This window comes from Salinispirillum marinum (assembly GCF_042650105.1).
Classification (GTDB): domain Bacteria; phylum Pseudomonadota; class Gammaproteobacteria; order Pseudomonadales; family Natronospirillaceae; genus Salinispirillum; species Salinispirillum marinum.
On sequence record NZ_JBHSAL010000001.1, the window covers coordinates 1,248,113 to 1,266,997 of the forward strand.

Here is an 18,885-nt window from a genome sequence, read left to right on the forward strand (position 1 = left end):
TCCTACACAGAAAGTTCGCGCCGTACGAGGCCACGAGTAATGGTTGCGTTGACGTTGAGGTCTTTGCTCCAAATGATAAAGTCGGCGTCGGCACCGACGGTCAGGCGCCCCTTATGCCACAGCCCCAAGGCGTTCGCTGGGTTAAGCGTGGCGGTTTGCAGCAGCGAGGAGAACGTTAGGCCTACCTCGCCACAGCCTCGACGAATGGCGTTAGCCAAGCTGTCCAAGCGCCCCATATCGACGCGTAAAAACCGCCCGTCGGCATCAAATTCGGGCAGGCTGGCGTACGCATCGGTTGACATGGTGAGTTGGCTTAGCGGCACACCCGCTTCCAAGGCCCGCGCAATGGCAATGGGGCTGTCGATATCACCGGCCGCTAATAGACTTTCGTTGTTCGTAGCGGTGAAGTCAATCATGCCGCCACCTTTCGCGAAGGTAAAACCCTGTTGCAGCAAATCTTCATGCCGATTGATATGAGTGGGATAAAAATGACTGAGCTTGACCGGATAGCGGTCGGCGGCGGCGTGCAGTGTACTAAGGCCTGAGTGATGGTCGCCGACATGAATGCTCAAGACGCCTTTCTTACCCGCCAACATCGCACCCACGCGCACTTCCGCCGCCAGACGCGCCAGTTCCTCAACACTGGGATGGCTACCGCGATGGTCGGCAATGGCGACCTCGCCCACGCCAATGACATCAGGAATGTAGGCAATATCTGTCTGCACACTGCCCGTTAGGGTTTTGATCGGTAGGTGATAATGGCCTGCATAGATGTAGGCGCTGATGCCATGGCTTTGCAAAAAGCGCGCATGACCAAGAAGGTCGGCATGGGTGCGATGCACCGCATCGGTGCCCAGCGCCCCGGTTACGGTCGTTACGCCGCTGGTCCAGGCATCCTCAACCGGCATACAAGGCATGCGGGTACTGTAACCGCCTTCACCACCCCCACCGGTAATGTGGGTTAAGGTATCGACCAAGCCCGGCGACACCGGCAAGCCTTGGGCGTCCAGATCCACCAATTCAGGAATACCCGATACTTCAAGGTTCTTCCCTAGGGCAGCAATCTTGCCGGCGATGACCAGGATGTCCTGCACGCCCTGTCGGCTCGGCGCATGCACATCGGCATTGCGTAACAATAGATGGCCAACGGCCGGCGGCTGGAAGTCGCTCATGATTTCTCCTAATTCTGGGCAAGGCCGCAGGGGTGTATAACAGTGGATGACGCTCTACACACGGCCGTTATTGTAAGTTGTGCCGCACAACATACCAGTTCTGCATTTTTTTTCGTGCGTAAAACGGTTGGAATTCTTCAAATTTGCGACAGTTTTATGCACATTTTTGGCGTGACGGTTGCATTCATTTTGGTTTACCAGAAAGATAGTCGGCAAGATGCGCTAAACGAGCACCGAACAATTCTAACAGGGTTGCTGCGTTCGCCCCGTCTGCCCATGCAGTTGCAGGGCATCCATGCGTTGCGCCATCGGTTCCGAATTTGCAGTTAAGTGCCCAAATAAAAAGCCTTTGAACAGTGGAGTACCCATGACAACACAACAGCCCCCATTGGTGGTGAAGGACGTTCATAAATCCTTCGGCGACCAAGAGGTACTGAAAGGTATCTCGTTAACCGCACAAAAAGGCGACGTGATTTCGCTCATTGGCTCTTCAGGCTCCGGAAAAAGCACCTTCTTACGCTGCATTAACCTGTTGGAAACGCCCACCTCCGGCGATATTCAAGTGCATGGCGACCCCATTCTGTTCAAAACCTTGCGTGATGGCACCCGTGCCCCGGCCGATATGAAACAAGTGCAATTAATGCGGGCCCGGTTGGCGATGGTGTTTCAGAATTTTAATCTGTGGTCCCACATGACGGTTTTGGAAAACGTGATCGAAGCGCCACGTCGTGTGCTCGGGCTCAGTAAAGACGAAGCCGTCGCGCGCGGCGAAGCTTTATTGGAAAAAGTGGGTTTAACGCATCGTAAAGACGCCTACCCGGTACAAATGTCGGGCGGCCAACAGCAGCGGGCGGCGATTGCCCGAGCGTTGGCGATGGAGCCGGAAGTGTTGTTGTTCGATGAGCCGACCTCTGCGCTAGACCCGGAATTGGTCGGTGAAGTGTTGCAGGTGATGCGCGATCTGGCCGAAGAAGGCCGCACCATGATCGTGGTCACGCACGAGATGTCGTTTGCTCGTGATGTATCCAATAAGGTGTTATTCCTGCACCAAGGTCAGATTGAAGAACAGGGTGACCCCAAAGTGGTGTTCAACAACCCCAGCTCGGAACGTTTACAGCAGTTCCTGACGCCGAAGTATTAAAGGGTCGGTTCCCCACATTTGACGATTCAAGGTGCAACCATGAACGAAAATACATTTGACTGCCAAGGCTTCTACGAGAGCATCGGTTTAGGGCTACATGGCTATGGCTGTAGCATCATGACCGGTGCGTGGCTCACCATTCAGTTGGCTTTCATGGCTTTGGCGCTGGCCTTGGTTTTAGGGTTGTTGACGGCCATCGCAAAACTTTCCAAAAACCGCGTGGCCCGCGGTGCAGCCACCACCTACACCACGCTGATTCGTGGCGTACCGGATTTGGTGTTGATGCTGTTGATTTTCTACGGTGGCCAGATTGGCTTGAACAATCTGTTGTATTGGGTCGGCAGCCAGTTTGATAACCCGAATTTGTTTGTTGAAATTCATCAGTTTACCGCGGGTGTGGTCACCATTGGGTTTATCTTTGGTGCGTACATGGGCGAAAGCTTCCGCGGTGCCTTTCTGGCCGTGCCGAAAGGCCAAATTGAGGCCGGTCAAGCGTACGGCATGAGCGGCGTGCAGGTGTTTACACGCATTTTATTCCCGCAAATGGTGCGCCATGCACTGCCCAGCTTGGGCAATAACTGGATGGTATTGTTGAAAACTACCGCTTTGGTGTCGATCATCGGCCTGCAGGATATGACCTTGGTCGCCTCGCGAGCATCCCGCACCATGAATGAACCCTTTGCCTTCTTCTTGCCGGTGGCCGCGATCTACCTGTTGCTGACGGCGGTGTCGGAAATTGGCATGAAGCTGATCAACAAGCGTTTCAGTCGGGGAGTGGTATCGTCATGATTGAACAATTTTTAGACATTTTCCTCGCCGACAATCTCATTTTGAACACCGAAACCATCCTGCATTATTGGGGCGGTTTGGTGATGACGGTGCAGCTAGTCTTTCTGGCTTTGTTGGTTGGTTTGGTGTTGGCAGTACCTTTGGCTGTCGGCCGAACGAGCAAACATTGGTGGATCAGTGGGCCAATATGGTGCTACACCTATGTATTTCGTGGCACACCCTTGCTGATTCAGCTTTACATCATTTATTACGGCGTGACCTTCATCGAGGGTATTCAGGATTCGATCTTCTGGGTTATTTTTCGTGAAGCCTATGTACCGTTGTTGATTGCCTTTGTGTTGAACACAGCAGCGTACACCACGGAAATTTTGCGCGGTGCCATCAAGCAGACACCGCACGGCGAAATTGAAGCGGCCCAGGCCTATGGCTTTACCCCATGGCAAGTGATCACGCGGATTAAATTACCCAGTGCATTGCGTCGCGCGCTACCGGCCTACAGCAACGAAGTGATCTTTATGCTGCACGCCAGCTCCATTGCCAGTGTAGTCACCATCATCGACTTGACCGGCGCCGCACGCGATATCTTCTCGCGCTACTACGCACCGTTCACCTCGTTCCTGTTTGTGGCGGCGATTTATCTGGTGCTGACGTTTGCGTTGGTTTACCTGTTCAAGCGGTTGGAGCAAAAGTACCTCGCGCATTTGCAGTAACGTTCGGTGGCATGCAGTCAACGGGTCAATCTTGTTTGACCCCTACGGTAGGGGTCGGTTACGACCGACCCGTTATTATCAATTCCTACCTTTTAGTCTTTCATATACAAGGTTCACTTTCGGCAAAAGCTGTAGTCTTAGATCATTCTGAACTCGATGGTTGGCAATCTGATACCTTGTAAGGTACTTTTAGCTGACCAACAGATTGGTAGTACGCAGGGATTGGTGATGATTAGAGCTTCCGAGGCAGATACAAGAGCAAACTACATTGACCCCGCACTACATTCAGCTTCTTGGCAGCCGAGCAATATTATTCGCGAGCATTACTTCACCGACGGCAGAAAAATGGCCGGAGGAGTACGTGGACGACGTTGCTTCGTGGATTACTTACTTCACAAAGACAACCGTTATCTGGCAGTAGTCGAAGCTAAGAAAGAATCCGAGCATCCAACTAAAGGTCTGCAACAAGCCATCGACTATGCGAACAAGCTTCGCGTTCGCTTTGTCTATTCCAGTAATGGAAAACAAACCTATGAATTCGATCTGGAAACAGGTAAAGGCGACTATATTGAGTTCTACCCAACGCCTGCTGAGCTAGAAAAACGCTATGCCGAAGAAACCACAGATTTAAGCCAGGAGCTTAGAAATATCCCTTTCCAGATAGAAGGGGCCATGCAACCACGTTATTATCAAGAGCTGGCAGTTCATGCAGCTACCGATGCCATTGGCCAAGGCAAATCCCGCATTTTGCTCACACTGGCCACCGGTACCGGTAAAACCTTCATCGCCTTTCAAATCGTTCACAAAGTTTTTCAGGCTCGCTGGAACCGCGACGCCCCCGGTTCACGCAGGCCACGGGTTCTGTTTCTGGCCGACCGTAATATCCTGGCCGACCAGGCGATTAATACCTTCAACCCCTATGAAAAAGACCTGATCAAAATCAACGGGGAAGAAGTACGTAAACGCAATGGTGTGGTGCCAACCAATGCCCACATATTTTTCGCGATCTATCAGGCGATTGCGGAGCGAGAAAACATTGATGGCTACTACAAAGCGTACCCAAAGGATTTCTTTGATCTTGTGTTGATTGATGAGTGTCACCGAGGTGCTGCTAATGACACAGGCTCTTGGCGAGCTATTTTGGAGCACTTCAGTAGTGCCGTGCATCTTGGCTTAACCGCCACGCCGAAACGTACAGACAACGTAGACACCTATGAATATTTTGGTCAGCCTGCTTATGTCTATTCACTGAAAGACGGTATCAATGATGGCTTCTTGACTCCCTACCGAGTTAAGCGAGTTAGAACCAATCTGGATGAATTGGTGCTTACCAAAGATGACGTGATCGTCGAAGGTGAATCTGGTCAGGATTTGTATCAGGTCGAAGACTATGACCGAAAAATTATTGTTGATGAGCGCACCGAACTGGTCGCAAAAGCCATTTTGGACAATATCAATCCACTAGAAAAAACCATTGTCTTTTGCGAAAACCAGAATCATGCGCTGACCATGCGCGACATGATCAATAAATACAAAGCCGTAAAAGACCCGCTTTACTGTGTACGAGTCACCAGCGACGAAGGCAAAGTCGGACGCGAGCTATTGGAGAAGTTTCAGGATAACGACAAAGATATACCCACCATTATTACCTCTTCACAAATGCTCACAACAGGGGTCGATGCCCGTAACGTGCGTAACGTGGTACTGGATCGCATTATAGGCTCAATGGTGGAGTTCAAACAAATCATTGGGCGCGGCACCCGTGTGTTTGACGGTAAAGACTACTTCACCATCGTGGATTTTCGGGGCGCAACGAATAACTTTTATGATGAGGAATGGGACGGCGAGCCTGAAGCGCCTGAACCAGCAGGAATCAGAGAGCCAACCCCGCCTTATACACCAGAGCCTCCGGAAGGCGGCGAAGGCCCTGATACAGAAACGAGTGAGCCGCGCCCAAGACTGAGAGTGAAACTTGGTAAACACCGCGAACTTAAGGTCATTGATATCGAAACTCGCTATATAGACGAAAATGGCAAACCGCTCAGCATTCAGGAATTTGTTGAACGGTTAATTCAACAACTCCCCGGATTGTTCAAAAGTGTTGATGAGCTTCGTGACATTTGGTCAGATCCAGATCTTCGCGAACAACTTCTGGCAAAACTGGTACAGGCGGGCTTTGACAAAGAGCAGCTCTCCACCCTGCGTCGTATGTTTGAAGCGGAAGATTGCGATATGTTCGATCTGTTGGCGTTTCTAGCCTTTGAACAACCCATGGCTACCCGTAAATCCAGAGCAGAAGCAGTGCGAGCCAACAGCGCTTTTTTCGACCAGTACCAACAGGAAAAGGCGAAGCAATTCCTGCATTTTGTTCTGAACCGCTACGAGCAAACTGGCGCTACAGAACTGTCACGTGATCGCCTGCCAGCTCTGATCGAACTATCCGGTCTTGGAACAACCAAAGATGCTTCCATGGCATTTGGTGGTAAACCTGCGCAATTGCTCACGGCCTTCAAACAACTTCAAAAACAGCTTTATCATGTGAGTTGAAATGGAATTAACACTAGCGCCTAACCCGATGTACGATCATTCGCAAACCTTAATTATCAACAAGGTGGCGACTTTGATTGGTGAAAATGGCAGTGGTAAATCCACCATTCTGCAATCAATATTTGAAGATCGAATCGCTTCTGGTCAACAAAGAGACTATAGAGTTGTATGTTTTTCGAGCGGTCAAAATGAATCGTTTTCAAAAGGTTTTTCCCTCTACGTCAAAAGACTGAAGAACACTCAATCATCGGAACAGGTTTATGCCTATTTCTACGACAAATCGTGGTCTAAAACTCTGATATTTCTGGCAACAACTTTAATGAAGACCGGAAAGGTAAGAGGGTTCCTCGTCGATAAGGGCTACACGGCAGAAAGCCAGGATGGCTGGAAGGATGATGTTCACTCACGTCTGACCATGAAATTTCGTATCAAGAATGAGTACGTTAGGCAAATACATAATGCACTGAAGAGAGAAGAAAGCGGTGAAATAAATACTCTTAGGCAGAGCGTTTTTCATCGAAATTTAGCGAATTTTGTAGAACAAACTGTTGATAGTAGTTATGAGTTTTCTAGTTCAATTAGGCAGCGTTCTATAGTGCTGCACCCATATCAATTTAATGAAATCCATTTTTTATCTAATCTATTCGATGATCCAACTCGTGAAGAACCTAAGCCAGAAGTATACAGGGAACTTCCAGCAGTTGATTTCTTTACTCAAGCAGCTAGAACCGATGATTTTTTTGATCGTTCTAATGTACTTCTTACGTTTAAAGGTGATCTAGACCTGGATGATCTTAGTGATGGAGAATACCAACTGCTCTTTCTATACGCGTTGATAGATCTTTTTGATGCCCCCAATACGTTGTTCTTGTTTGATGAAGCGGATTCGCACCTTCATTATAAAAATGTAGAGAAACTATGGTCGCTTCTTCACAGTATCGAAGGTCATGCGATTACTACGACACACCTGTTGGACTCTATTTCTGCAAAAGAAAACCGCATAGAACATCTGAAAGTGGTGGAACAAGGTCGAATTAACGAAGACAACAAGATCAAGCAACTAATCAGCCGCCTCAGTGTACTTTCTCGTGCCAAATCCGTCGAATTTGAGGTGTGTGGCAAGCTGCCTAACATCGCCTTATTAGATGACTACAACGACTGGATTATCTTTACCAAACTCGCCTCACGTGCAGGGTTAGACGTAAATCGATTAGCCACTGTGCATGCCATGAAAAAGTCCTCCAGCTACGCTTCTGCTAGCGAAACCTTTGGCAAGGGCAAAATAGATTGGTTACATGGCTTAAGCAAGATTGAATCACCACTTGTAACAACACAGATTTTCCTAATTTGTGATCGAGACGAGGCGGCATTGGACTGGAATGCTGCCAATGGCGTTCAAGTGAACGGACAAGTGTACCGTGAGTTGCTAAATGCCATTCAATGGCCTCGTGGTACCAGAGTTTCGCCGTATCTATTGGCTTGGAAACGCCGTGAAATCAAAAATTACTTGCTTTCGCATACAGCGCTGTCGCACCACAACGTGCTTACTCAAATCAACAACCCTGATATTGCGCAGCGCAATCATTTACAACCAAACAACCCTTGTGATAACGACGATATTCGGCGATTGAATGCCAAAGGTGTTATTGACCCTCTGATAAATACCGAGGGTATAGGGCTCGACATTGACAAGCTCCAAGCCTATATCGACCTGATTCCGCCCGCAGAAATCAGCGAAGACATCACCAATATGTACCAGTTTATTGAAGAGAAATTACGATAATGTTATTACAACAAAAGATTGACCGAATTACCGACATACTGCGCCGCGACGATGGCATTAGTGGTGCTATGCACTATACCGAGCAAACCTCTTGGGTGTTGTTCTTAAAGTTTTTGGATGATTATGAGTCTGAAAAAGAAGATGAAGCTGTACTGTCAGGTAAAGACTATCGCCCCGTAATGGATGATGAACACCGCTGGTCAAATTGGGCCTGCCCGAAAAATGCCGAGGGCAAGTTAGACATTAATCAAGTTCGCACGGGTGATGACTTAACCGATTATGTGAATAACGAGTTATTCCCTTATTTAAAAAGCTTTGCCAATGCCGCCATTACGGGAGCAGACCCAAAATCCTTCGCCTATAAAATTGGTGCCATCTTCCAGTATTTAGACAACAAGGTAGCGTCTGGCCATACCTTGCGTGAAGTGCTGGATATTATCGACACACTGAATTTCCAGTCCAGTGATGAAATGTTTGAGCTGTCGTTAGTCTATGAAGGCTTATTGCAAAACATGGGCGACGCCGGTGGCTATGCGGGTGAGTTCTATACTCCGCGCCCAGTAGTACGCGCCATGATTAAGGCCATTGACCCGCAAGCCGGGCAAACCATTTACGATGCAGCGGCTGGCTCGTGCGGGTTCCTAGTCGAAGCCTTTGACCACCTGAAAGCAAAAAAGAGTGCGCTTTCTACTGAGCAATGGGACTTTATCCAGCGCGATACCTTCTTTGGCTTTGAAAAAACCTCGCTGGCTTACGTCATGGGCATGATGAACATGATTTTGCATGGCATCGAGTCACCCAACCTGTTCCGTGGTAATACCCTGACGCAGAATATCCGCGACATTCAGGAAAAAGACCGCTACGACATTATTCTGGCCAACCCCCCGTTTGGCGGTAAAGAAAAGTCACAAATCCAGCAAAACTTCCCTATCCAGAGTAATGCAACTGAACTGCTGTTTTTACAGCACTTTATGAAAACACTGAAAAGTGGTGGCAAAGCAGCCATCGTCGTACCAGAAGGCGTGCTGTTCCAAACCAACAGTGCGTTTAAACAGGTCAAACAAGAACTGCTGGAAAACTTTAACCTACACACCATTTTAAGCCTACCCGCTGGGGTATTTTTGCCATATTCGGGCGTAAAAACCAACGTGCTGTTTTTCGAGCGTAGCGGCGGCACCAGCGATGTCTGGTACTACGAATGTGAGCCTGAGCAAAAGCTCACCAAAAACAAACCGATCACCGACGAACATTTAAAAGAGTTTGTTGAGCTGTATAGCAGCCGAGAAACTACTGAGCGCTCTTGGACGGTATCCGCCAGTAAATTCGCTGAAGACTATGACCTATCCGCCAAAAATCCAGCCAAACAAAAAGATGCCGAGCATCTAGCGCCAAGCGATATCCTTAAGCAAATCCGCACCAAAGAAAAACTGGTGTCAGGCCTGTTGGATGAAATTGAAAACCTGTTGGCGGAGAAATGAGCATGGAGCAGGTTTTGCATAAATTGCCGGATGGGTGGAGTTACACAGAATTAGCCTCTCTCTGTAAGTTTGAGAATGGAGATCGAGGGAAAAACTACCCGTCTAGAGATGCTTTTGTAGAATCAGGAATTCCTGTCATTAACGCAGGTAATTTAGATGGACGAAAAATAGTCGAGGCTGGACTAAATTACATAACCCGCGAACGGTACGATATTTTGGGCTCCGGGAAAATCCGCCAGGGCGATTTACTGTTCTGCTTAAGAGGGTCTTTAGGAAAGTGCGCTATCGTAAGCAATCTAAGCGAAGGTGCAATTGCCTCATCTTTGGTAATTGTTAGACCGTCTGAAGCTCTCGACCCAAATTACTTGCTGTATTATTTTAATAGCTCTCTATGTGCTACTTTCATTGAACGCTATAACAACGGTGCTGCGCAGCCAAATTTGTCTGCAAAAAGTTTGTCTAAGTTTCTTATTCCGCTGGCATCACAGAACGAACAAAAACGCATTGTCGAAAAACTCGACGCACTGCTCACCCGCATCGACACAGCTATCGAGCATTTGCAACAGAGCGTCACACTGAAAAATAGCCTTTTTCATTCAGCGCTTGATGGTCAGTTTTCAACTATCACTGAGAGAATGACGATTGAATCGCTAGCTGAGGTAAAAGGCGGCAAGCGCTTACCAAAAGGTGAAAAGCTAAGTGATGAAGAGACTGAGCACCCATATATCCGAGTGGCAGATTTTACCGATAGAGGAACGATAGATTTATCTGGTATCAAGTACATATCGAAAGAAATCCATGAACAAATCAAACGCTATGTGATTTCCAAGGACGACCTTTATATCAGTATTGCTGGGACTATCGGTAAGACAGGCTTCGTCCCCCCAGAATTGGACGGTGCAAACCTGACAGAAAACGCCGCTAAGTTGGTTATCAAAGATAAACAACAACTAGATTTAAGCTACCTGTATCTGTTTACATTGACCTCTGATTTCTCTGCACAGGCAGGGTTAGCGACCAAGACAGTTGCACAGCCTAAGTTGGCACTAACTCGTTTAAGCAAAATTGAAATCCCAATGTGTTCATTGGAAGAGCAGAAGTCATTGGTATCAACGATTGAAGCGCTGAAAAGTAAAATTCACGATGCGGAAGCAGTCCTTCTAGGGAAAATAGAAGACTTGAAAAGCTTAAAAGCATCAATTCTTGATTCTGCCTTTAAAGGCGAGCTCTAAGGAGGGAGTATGGCATTTGATACCACAATTTTTGAACAAAAAGAATTCAGAGAAGTAATCAACAAACTCGAAGAGTTGCTATCACATTCAAAAGCGGTTCTGTTAGGTGCAGGAGCAAGTGTTTGCGCTGGGCTCCCATTAACAAGCCAGCTAACAGAAAAAGCACTAATAAGTGACAAGCTCTCCGACGATTCAAAGCAGATATTGACTGCCATACAAAACTCTTTTGCTGGCGCAAATCCAGCTTCGCATATAGAAGACTACTTAAGCGAACTCGTAGATTGGCTTGCTATCACTGCTCGCCGAACAAATCGCAATGTAACTGTTAGTGATGTATCTATTGGAGGTGCTGAATATAGTAATGATCAGCTATTAGCAGCGATAAACGAGATAAAACTGGCTATTTTTGACGTAATTAAAGTTGATGTAGATTCTGCTGTACATGAGCGCTTTGTTCAGGCACTGCATCGACCAATGCGACCAGGGAAAGACAACCAGTCGAGCACAATCGATTATCTGGTGATGAACTACGACACGTTAATTGAAGACTCACTCGCACTATCACAATTGCGATATGCCGATGGTTTAGAAGGCGGCGTATCAGGATGGTGGAACCCTTCGACGTTTGAACAGAACAATCTAGATGCCCGAGTGTTTAAGCTACATGGTTCCATCAATTGGGCTGAACATGCTTCTTCATCAACACCACTGCGTATTGCTCCGCATTTGAAGCGCAGCCAAGATCAAGCTGCGAAGATTATGATTTGGCCTGCATCGACTAAATACCGTGAAACTCAACTCGACCCCTACGCAAATTTAATGCACAGAGCAAGAGCTGTTTTAAACCCGCGAGATGGTAGCCAACGAGTTTTATTGATTGCAGGTTATAGCTTTGGCGATGCCCATATCAATCTAGAAATCGAACGTGGTTTAAGGGCTTCAAATGGCAATTTAACCGTGATTGCGTTTACGAGCGACCCTGTACCTAGTGGCGCGCTGAAAATTTGGTATGAAGACAGCTCAATCAACGAACAAGTACTTATTTTTGCCGATAAAGGTTTTTATCACGCCGATCACAAGGCAACCTCAACCAATAGCATTGAATGGTGGAAGTTTGAAATCCTAACCCAGATCCTTGAAGGAGGTATTTGATATGGATAACAAATATATAAAACCCATTGAGAATCTCTCTATCGGGAAAATTATTGAGGTGGATGGCTCGCGTATTATCGCCGAGCTCGACCCTACGATTTCAGACTTATCCCGCGTATTTGCTGGTGAAAACTATCCGATTGGGCAGTTTGGCTCAATCATCAAAGTTCATTTTGGTCGCCGCTCTATTTATGGGTTAGTTAGTCGATTGCGTATGAAGGCTGACTACCAGCTAGAAAAGGGCTTGCCTATCGCGTCTTCAGATGAGCGCATAATTGAGGCTGACTTGTTTGGTGAGGGAGAGTGGCGCAGGAAAGGTGAAGATGAATTTTCTCTCGAATTTGAACGCGGCGTTGCTACTTATCCACTACCGCAGCAAACCATTTATCTGACACCCAAATCAGAACTTAGGTTTATTTACGGTGACGCCAAAGGTGCGGTTATTCAACTTGGAGAGCATGTTGGCTCTGGCGGTGCACCTTGTTACGCTGAGTTGAATGAATTGCTAGGCAAGCATACTGCTATTCTTGGCTCCACCGGTGCCGGTAAATCAGGTACTGTGGCGGCAGTTATTCACAGTATTCTCGAGCGCGGACAGATAGCTAATCATGAGCATTGGCACCCACAAATTATTATCCTCGACCCTCATAATGAATACGGCAAAGCGTTTCCCGCACACCAACGTTTATCGACCGATGAAGGTTCACTAAAACTACCGTATTGGTTACTCGATTTAGAAGAGTCATTGAGCTTGTTTATCGGCAAGACCGAGTTTGCAGCAACATCACAATCAAACATAATTAAAAATGCCCTAATAGCGGTTCGTGAGGCAGCAGCTGGACAGCTTGGGCTTAATAAGAACCAATTAACAGTTGACTCGCCGATCCCTTACATTATTGGAAGTGCAGAAGGCTTAGATCATTTTGGATTCAAAGATGGAACACGCTACGAAGAAGGATTAATCGGTGCCATCAACGCGCAGCGACCAGAAAACAAAGATAAAAAGCAGCATGAGGATTTTAGTCGAGTTATTCGAAAGATAGATTCATTGCTAAAAGATGGTCGACTCAAATTCATGATGGAAAGTTGGGATGGTGACAAAGATCCGTTACCTACAATCGTCAATCAATTCTTAACGCAGAAAACCACAGTTCAGATTGTTGACTTGTCTGGTGTACCTAATGAAGTCGCCGGTGTTGCTAGCGCTGCAATAGCGAGAATCGTTTTTCAACTTAAAGTCTGGCAAACCGAAGCTGAACGGCAAAATAGCCCAGTACTTTTGGTGTGCGAAGAGGCACACCGATACGTACCGAATCGTGGTGAAGCTCAGTATGAGGCAGCGCAGTCTGCAATTCGTCGAATTGCGAAGGAAGGCCGTAAGTATGGCGTTGGTCTGTTACTCGTCTCTCAGAGACCTAGTGAAGTTGAGGCAACGGTGTTATCGCAATGCAACTCATGGATTGTACTTCGAATAACCAATGATGCCGACCGTGAACATGTTCGTAGTGTGTTACCGGATTCGATGTCTGGCTTAACAAAAATGCTCTCCGGTTTAAGGCGTCAAGAGGCTATATTTGTCGGGCAAGCAGCAACGTTACCAACCAGAGTGATGATTCGCAGCTTGTCTGATGATCAACTACCTCGTTCGAATGATGTGGATTTTGACAAGGGTTGGCAGCAACGGGCAATGACGATAGAGCAGATTGGTGCGGTGGTTACGAAGTGGCGCTATCAGAGTAAGTAATTTATTGAGTACGAAGAATGACAATTTACAACGTCTACTGCGATGAAAGCCGCCACACTTCAGACCCGTCACAGCCGTATATAGTTATTGGTGCGCTGCAATGCCCTCGTGAAGAAAAATACCGTATTGTTGGGCGCTTACATGGCCTGATGAGCAAGCATGGCATTAAGACCGAGTTTGGTTGGAAAAAATTATCTCCCAACAAATCTGATTTTTATCGAAGCCTTATACAGTTGTTTTCTGAAGAAAACTCACTTTCATTTCGATGTATTGTGGTCGACCGCAGGCAACTGAATCACGAACAGTGGAACGATGGGGATAAAGAGCTTGGTTTTTACAAGCTGTACTATCAATTGCTAGTCCACTGGCTTCAACCTGGCGACAGCTATCATGTATATCTTGATTGGCAGCAGAATGCGTGCAGCACGCGCTTTGAGGAATTGCGCCAGATTCTGGTTCACAAACTATCTGACCGCGCCAAGCTTGCATGTTTAGAGCCAGTTGAATCACATAACCAACCACTGATACAACTCTCTGATTTATTGATGGGAGCGGTAGGATATAGCTGGAACGAAATGCAGAACCGACCTAATGCCAGTGCATTTAAATCTGCGTTTGTCGATGAGCTTGCGAGATCGTTAGGTAAGGGTAGCCTGCGTTACACCACAACCAAAGGCGAGCGAAACTTTAATATCTTCAATTGGCAGGGACGATAGCTGTGGCAGAAAGTTTGTGGCCGCAACTGCGGCTAAAAGCTGATACTGAAGAAGAGTTGATTGAGAAATACCGAAAGGTATATCTGGAAACGTATGTGCATGATGAAAATGGCAATGCTAGAGTGTTTACCGATTGGTGCGGTGTAACATACAAGTTTGGTGCGAGTGCTTTTGATCATGCCTTTACTGAGTCTACCAATTACCGAACCAGTTCAGGTATTCACGATAGCGGTTTCTCCAAAAAGCGTGCTAGACGAATAATGTGGATTAAAGAAGTGTTGGCTCTATCAGCCGGGACTGTGCAGCGCTACAGCCAATCTCGTCAAACCGATCGCGGTAAAACCGCAAAGCGTAGGACATTGGTCGTCGTTGAAGAAAAGTATGTGGTTGTATTTGATGATCCAAGGAAGGTCGGAGATCCACATTGGTTTGTTACAGCATTTCCAGCAGACCAAGCCTATCTTGAGCGGATAAAGAGGACGAGCTTTTTAGTGGAAACTAAACAAGGAGGGAGATAAGCCCCAGTCTTAACGGCGACTGAGGCGCAGCCACGAACCAAAACGCTAGGTAAAGGTTCAACCAGCTCCGAAGAGCGTGCAGGCATTATGGTAGTCGATTAGCAAAATATCAAGCAATTTGAGATGTAAATGAGAACAACTACCGTTCAACTTCATTTTTAGAGTATTTCGGCACAGTGAAACGTGTAGACATTAACAGGCTTCTTTTAGACAAACTGCCCGATGTTCTGGATGCGACCCAGAAAGATAATAAGGTCAAAAACCTGCTACAGGCCCTGAAACAAGAGGGTGTCATTGAGCCTGATGGAAAGTCTTGGCGAATGTCTAAGAAACGATAGTTTAGACATTTCTAGATATTTTTTAGACATTCGCTCCTAGCCAAGCCTAGCCGAATTGCCTCACTTATCCCGCTCGTACGCGTTCGCCCATTGAATGGCGTCTTTGTACATCCGTACCAAGCTTTCTTCAGGCACTTTCAAGCGGTCTAGGGCGGTTTTTAGGCGCGCCCAACTGCCTTTTTCCATGGTACTAACCACGGCTAAATAGCCCGCCATCATGCCTTTATGGTCAATCAAGGCTTGCCGAACATCGGTATTCAGCGATAAGCGTTGCAACAGTTCCGTCAATTGCGCGTCCATCACGGCGTCAAGGGTTGAGAACAAACCAACCAAAAAGGCGCGGGCGGGGTCTACCGTGTTGTTCTGTTCTTTCGCCAGCAATTCGCAAAAGCGGGCGCGGGTAATGGCAAGGCGCAACAATTCCGCCGGCTTACTGTCGTTCAATTGACCCACAGCGATGACGGTGGCGAAGCGCTTCACCTCATCTTCCCCCAAATACACCAAGGCTTGGGTCAGGTTTTCAATCGGATTGCCGCGCAAGAACGCTGGGGAGTTGACGTATTTGATCAGCCGTTCGGTGATTGCGCGGTCGGTTTCAATGATGGAACTCATCAACAGCAAGTCGGCGGCTGGCTTGCTGCATTCGCAGATCAATTGCACCAGCTTTTCTTGTTGTGGCGTCAAGTCGATGGGGTTGTGACCCTGTGGACGACTAAAGAAGGTGCCTTGAAACAAGGAAAATCCCAGCTTTTTGGCTTGCACAAAATGTTTGTAGGAATCGACCCCAATGGCCATGGATTGATAGTTAACACCGCTCTCATCCAGTTGTGCTTTCAGAGCGACGATGGCTTCCTGGCTGTCGGTTTTTAAGTTCACCAGAACATAAGACAACAGTGGGTATATGGGCTCCCAAGTAGGGTCGTTGGGTAGGTGAACGGCAAGTTGATAGCCGCGGTTGCATATTTTGATCAGTGCATTGATCACATCTGATGTGGGTCGAACCGAGGAGGCGACACGGACAATGAGTTGTTTTTTTGGAATCGACAGTGGCGCCATTTCCAGCAGTTCGGCCGTGTCGAATTGAATCATGGCCGGCAGTCCCGCCGTCATGTCCAGTGTGGTGGCGAGCTTATGGGGGCCTTTGGGGCGCAGCATCGCTTCTTCGGTAATGTCAGGGGGTGGTTCATCCATGTCAGGGAGCGGCGCGCGGCGCAACAGCAATTCATAGGAATGCAGTTGCCGCTGTCGATTAAAAATTGGCTGTCGAACGATATGATGATAATCCATAGCGTGGCATCCCTACTCATTGACCGCTGCAAAACAGCGCCCACGAGCATTATTGTTATAGGTTACACGGTCATGCATAGAAGGCCTGCTGCAATCCGGTGGTTAGAGACATAGAGAAGCGCGAAGCCTCCATCAACATCCTGTTGCTGAAGGCTTGGCTTGGAGTATAGCAGGGATTGGATCAGTATTTGTACAGTGCAAGAAGAACAACGCACCGCTTCTTTACGTGCTGAAGCGCTCAACCAATTCATGCAGTTCTTCGGAGGTGTGATTGAGGTCCGTTGCGATGCGTGCATTTTCTTCACCTTTGTTGAGGCAAAGATCCGAGAGCTGAGATATGCGCGTGATTTGTCGGTTGATGTCCTCCGCCACATGGGACTGTTCTTCAATCGACGTCGCCATTTGGTGCGACATTGCCGTGATGCTCTCGACTGCGCTGGCAATCTCTTGCAGGCTGGTGCTGGTCTGTTCGACCAGTGCTACGCCCTCTTGAGCTGCCGTCACGCCACTTTCGGCGGCGGTTTCGGCCTCTTTCGCACCGCTTTGTAAGGCTACAATGATATGGTGAATCTGTTCTGTGGATTCATGTGTGCGTTTCGCCAAGGCGCGTACTTCATCAGCTACTACGGAGAATCCTCGGCCATGTTCTCCGGCGCGAGCTGCTTCGATGGCGGCATTAAGGGCCAATAAATTGGTTTGCTCCGTGATTTGTTGAATCAATTCAGCCGCCTTAGAGATGCTGCCGGTTTTCTCGACCACATCGGTGACAGAATGCCCGATGGTTTGTACGGCTTGTGCCAGGCGGTTAATGCCATCGCGGGTCGTGTGCACGATACGTGTGCCGGCTTCTGCAAGCTGGTGTGCCTGATCCGCATGCTCTGCGGAGGTTTGTACTTGCCCCGAGAGCTCGTGAATGGTGGCGGTCATTTGATTAATGGCGGTCGCCACCTGCGCCGATTCCTCTTGTTGTTCTTGCAACGAGGTGGTGGTTTCTTGAGCCAGCGTCATCATGCCGCTGCTTTGGCCTGCCAAGCCCCCCGCAGCATCATTGATCCGTGTTAAAACATTAGCTAAGCGGGCGCGAGAGCTGATGATTGCCATGTCAATCAAGGCCGCCGCTCCGGTTTGGCGGCTGTAAGTCTGCGCCACGATAGGGTCGGTAAAGGCCCCGGTGAGCCGTTCTTGGAAGGCTTGCAGCAGTTTTTTCCGTTGTAGAAACCGCATGGAATCGAGTGCCGCGACCAGAATCAGTGCGACCATGGCTAAGCCCCAGTCGTTGGTCAAAAATCCTCCGATTAACGTGATCATGGCCGTGAACAGGAGTGGGCCCCAGGCGTTGGTTAATCGTTTGGCCATGGTGGGCAGCGTTTCGAGCCGTTTCCCCGCGTTGATCCGGCGATAGAGGCTGTCGGCACGCGCAACCGCACGAGGGCTGGGCTTAACCCGTACCGATTCATAGCCGATGATCTTGCCATTTTCCGAGATCGGTGTGACATAGGCGCTGACCCAGTAGAAATCGCCATTTTTCCGCCGGTTTTTTACCATCCCCATCCACGCCTGACCAGACTGCAAGCACTTCCACATATCTTCAAAGACGACCGGCGGCATGTCCGGGTGGCGGACAATATTATGCGGTTTACCGATCAGTTCTTCGCGGGTGAAACCGCTGGTTTTTTCAAAAGCATCGTTGCAGTGTTTGATCTTCCCTTTGGCGTCTGTACTGGAGATCAAGCGCTCGTGTTCTGGAAAAAGGTATTCAGTGTCCGTAACGGGTAGATTCTTACGCATTGCGGCGATCTCCTTTAATAGACCGTGCCAAACAGCGACGAACTTAAAAGCCTTGGCGTAAATTAGAATGGCTCCAAGCTACTGAAGTATAGTTCAAGAAAACGCTACAGGAGAAAATATTTAATTAGACAATTAATTTGGGTATTTATTTCATCGCCCAAAACCACTCTGGGGCAATCCGATAACGCGATACCACAATGCCGTCTTCTTGCAGCCGCTTGCATTGTTCATCGCGGCCAGGGAAATCCGCGATGTGACCGTCACTGCGCACGACGCGATACCAAGGCAGTCGGCTGTCTGCCGGGAGTTGCCGCAGGGTGCGCGCTATTTGCCGTGGACCAACGCCCACAGCCTGTGCTAACGCGCCATAACTGACCACACGTTGGGCGGGTAGATTGGCCATTATCGCATAGAGCTGTGCTTGCCAGCCGGTGGTTTCGCCATGGCTTGTGGTGGTTCCGGTGTGTCGTTTTGCTGCCCGACCCATGGC

15 protein-coding genes are annotated in these 18,885 nt (G+C 48.2%); 11 read left to right on the top strand and 4 right to left on the bottom strand.

Annotation, left to right across the window (positions count from 1 at the left end):
* Window positions 1–2: 2 nt before the first annotated feature.
* On the bottom strand, window positions 3–1,172 hold the full coding sequence (iadA, locus tag ACFOSD_RS05835; RefSeq protein WP_380692630.1) for a beta-aspartyl-peptidase: 1,170 nt from the start codon (window positions 1,170–1,172) through the stop codon (window positions 3–5).
* Window positions 1,173–1,539: 367 nt separating this feature from the next.
* Here iadA and ACFOSD_RS05840 point away from each other — a divergent pair, with 367 nt between their 5' ends.
* The 11 genes from ACFOSD_RS05840 (at window position 1,540) to ACFOSD_RS05890 (ending at window position 14,982) form a co-directional block, all read left to right on the top strand.
* On the top strand, window positions 1,540–2,313 hold the full coding sequence (locus ACFOSD_RS05840; protein WP_380692629.1) for an ABC transporter ATP-binding protein: 774 nt from the start codon (window positions 1,540–1,542) through the stop codon (window positions 2,311–2,313).
* 39 nt (window positions 2,314–2,352) lie between these two features.
* A complete protein-coding gene (locus ACFOSD_RS05845; RefSeq protein WP_380692628.1) occupies window positions 2,353–3,102 on the top strand; it encodes an ABC transporter permease in 750 nt (249 codons plus the stop codon).
* Complete coding sequence (locus ACFOSD_RS05850; RefSeq protein WP_380692627.1) at window positions 3,099–3,812, top strand: ABC transporter permease; 714 nt, start codon at window positions 3,099–3,101, stop codon at window positions 3,810–3,812. The genes ACFOSD_RS05845 and ACFOSD_RS05850 overlap by 4 nt, the downstream gene beginning before the upstream one ends.
* A gap of 228 nt (window positions 3,813–4,040) precedes the next feature.
* Window positions 4,041–6,359, top strand: a complete 2,319-nt coding sequence (gene hsdR / locus ACFOSD_RS05855) for an EcoAI/FtnUII family type I restriction enzme subunit R (RefSeq protein WP_380692626.1) — start codon at window positions 4,041–4,043, stop codon at window positions 6,357–6,359.
* 1 nt (window position 6,360) lies between these two features.
* Complete coding sequence (locus ACFOSD_RS05860) at window positions 6,361–8,142, top strand: AAA family ATPase (protein ID WP_380692624.1); 1,782 nt, start codon at window positions 6,361–6,363, stop codon at window positions 8,140–8,142.
* A complete protein-coding gene (locus tag ACFOSD_RS05865) occupies window positions 8,142–9,620 on the top strand; it encodes a class I SAM-dependent DNA methyltransferase (protein ID WP_380692623.1) in 1,479 nt (492 codons plus the stop codon). The genes ACFOSD_RS05860 and ACFOSD_RS05865 overlap by 1 nt, the downstream gene beginning before the upstream one ends.
* 2 nt (window positions 9,621–9,622) lie before the next feature.
* Window positions 9,623–10,852 (top strand): restriction endonuclease subunit S, encoded by a 1,230-nt coding sequence (locus ACFOSD_RS05870; protein WP_380692622.1) that lies wholly within the window; start codon window positions 9,623–9,625, stop codon window positions 10,850–10,852.
* A 9-nt stretch (window positions 10,853–10,861) separates the two neighbouring features.
* Window positions 10,862–12,004, top strand: coding sequence for an SIR2 family protein (locus ACFOSD_RS05875; protein WP_380692621.1), 1,143 nt, complete (start codon window positions 10,862–10,864; stop codon window positions 12,002–12,004).
* 1 nt (window position 12,005) lies between these two features.
* Window positions 12,006–13,748 (top strand): ATP-binding protein, encoded by a 1,743-nt coding sequence (locus ACFOSD_RS05880; protein ID WP_380692620.1) that lies wholly within the window; start codon window positions 12,006–12,008, stop codon window positions 13,746–13,748.
* Between the two features lie 17 nt (window positions 13,749–13,765).
* Window positions 13,766–14,464 (top strand): DUF3800 domain-containing protein, encoded by a 699-nt coding sequence (locus ACFOSD_RS05885; protein WP_380692618.1) that lies wholly within the window; start codon window positions 13,766–13,768, stop codon window positions 14,462–14,464.
* 2 nt (window positions 14,465–14,466) lie between these two features.
* Complete coding sequence (locus ACFOSD_RS05890; protein WP_380692617.1) at window positions 14,467–14,982, top strand: hypothetical protein; 516 nt, start codon at window positions 14,467–14,469, stop codon at window positions 14,980–14,982.
* Window positions 14,983–15,380: 398 nt separating this feature from the next.
* Here the strand turns inward: ACFOSD_RS05890 and ACFOSD_RS05895 are convergent, their stop codons facing one another.
* The 3 genes from ACFOSD_RS05895 to ACFOSD_RS05905 form a co-directional block, all read right to left on the bottom strand.
* Window positions 15,381–16,607, bottom strand: coding sequence for an EAL and HDOD domain-containing protein (locus ACFOSD_RS05895; protein WP_380692616.1), 1,227 nt, complete (start codon window positions 16,605–16,607; stop codon window positions 15,381–15,383).
* 222 nt (window positions 16,608–16,829) lie between these two features.
* Window positions 16,830–18,395 carry a methyl-accepting chemotaxis protein gene (locus ACFOSD_RS05900; RefSeq protein ID WP_380692615.1) on the bottom strand — a complete coding sequence of 522 codons (1,566 nt, stop codon included), beginning with the start codon at window positions 18,393–18,395 and terminating at the stop codon, window positions 16,830–16,832.
* A 145-nt stretch (window positions 18,396–18,540) separates the two neighbouring features.
* Entirely contained in the window at window positions 18,541–18,882 is a 342-nt protein-coding gene (locus tag ACFOSD_RS05905; RefSeq protein WP_380692614.1) for an MGMT family protein, read from the bottom strand.
* Window positions 18,883–18,885 lie beyond the last annotated feature (3 nt).

Coding starts and splice junctions, on each gene's coding strand:
- iadA (WP_380692630.1), bottom strand. CDS start 1,172: ATGAGCGACTTCCAGCCGCCGGCCGTTGGCCATCTATTGTTACGCAAT.
- ACFOSD_RS05840 (WP_380692629.1), top strand. CDS start 1,540: ATGACAACACAACAGCCCCCATTGGTGGTGAAGGACGTTCATAAATCC.
- ACFOSD_RS05845 (WP_380692628.1), top strand. CDS start 2,353: ATGAACGAAAATACATTTGACTGCCAAGGCTTCTACGAGAGCATCGGT.
- ACFOSD_RS05850 (WP_380692627.1), top strand. CDS start 3,099: ATGATTGAACAATTTTTAGACATTTTCCTCGCCGACAATCTCATTTTG.
- hsdR (WP_380692626.1), top strand. CDS start 4,041: ATGATTAGAGCTTCCGAGGCAGATACAAGAGCAAACTACATTGACCCC.
- ACFOSD_RS05860 (WP_380692624.1), top strand. CDS start 6,361: ATGGAATTAACACTAGCGCCTAACCCGATGTACGATCATTCGCAAACC.
- ACFOSD_RS05865 (WP_380692623.1), top strand. CDS start 8,142: ATGTTATTACAACAAAAGATTGACCGAATTACCGACATACTGCGCCGC.
- ACFOSD_RS05870 (WP_380692622.1), top strand. CDS start 9,623: ATGGAGCAGGTTTTGCATAAATTGCCGGATGGGTGGAGTTACACAGAA.
- ACFOSD_RS05875 (WP_380692621.1), top strand. CDS start 10,862: ATGGCATTTGATACCACAATTTTTGAACAAAAAGAATTCAGAGAAGTA.
- ACFOSD_RS05880 (WP_380692620.1), top strand. CDS start 12,006: ATGGATAACAAATATATAAAACCCATTGAGAATCTCTCTATCGGGAAA.
- ACFOSD_RS05885 (WP_380692618.1), top strand. CDS start 13,766: ATGACAATTTACAACGTCTACTGCGATGAAAGCCGCCACACTTCAGAC.
- ACFOSD_RS05895 (WP_380692616.1), bottom strand. CDS start 16,607: ATGGATTATCATCATATCGTTCGACAGCCAATTTTTAATCGACAGCGG.
- ACFOSD_RS05900 (WP_380692615.1), bottom strand. CDS start 18,395: ATGCGTAAGAATCTACCCGTTACGGACACTGAATACCTTTTTCCAGAA.
- ACFOSD_RS05905 (WP_380692614.1), bottom strand. CDS start 18,882: ATGGGTCGGGCAGCAAAACGACACACCGGAACCACCACAAGCCATGGC.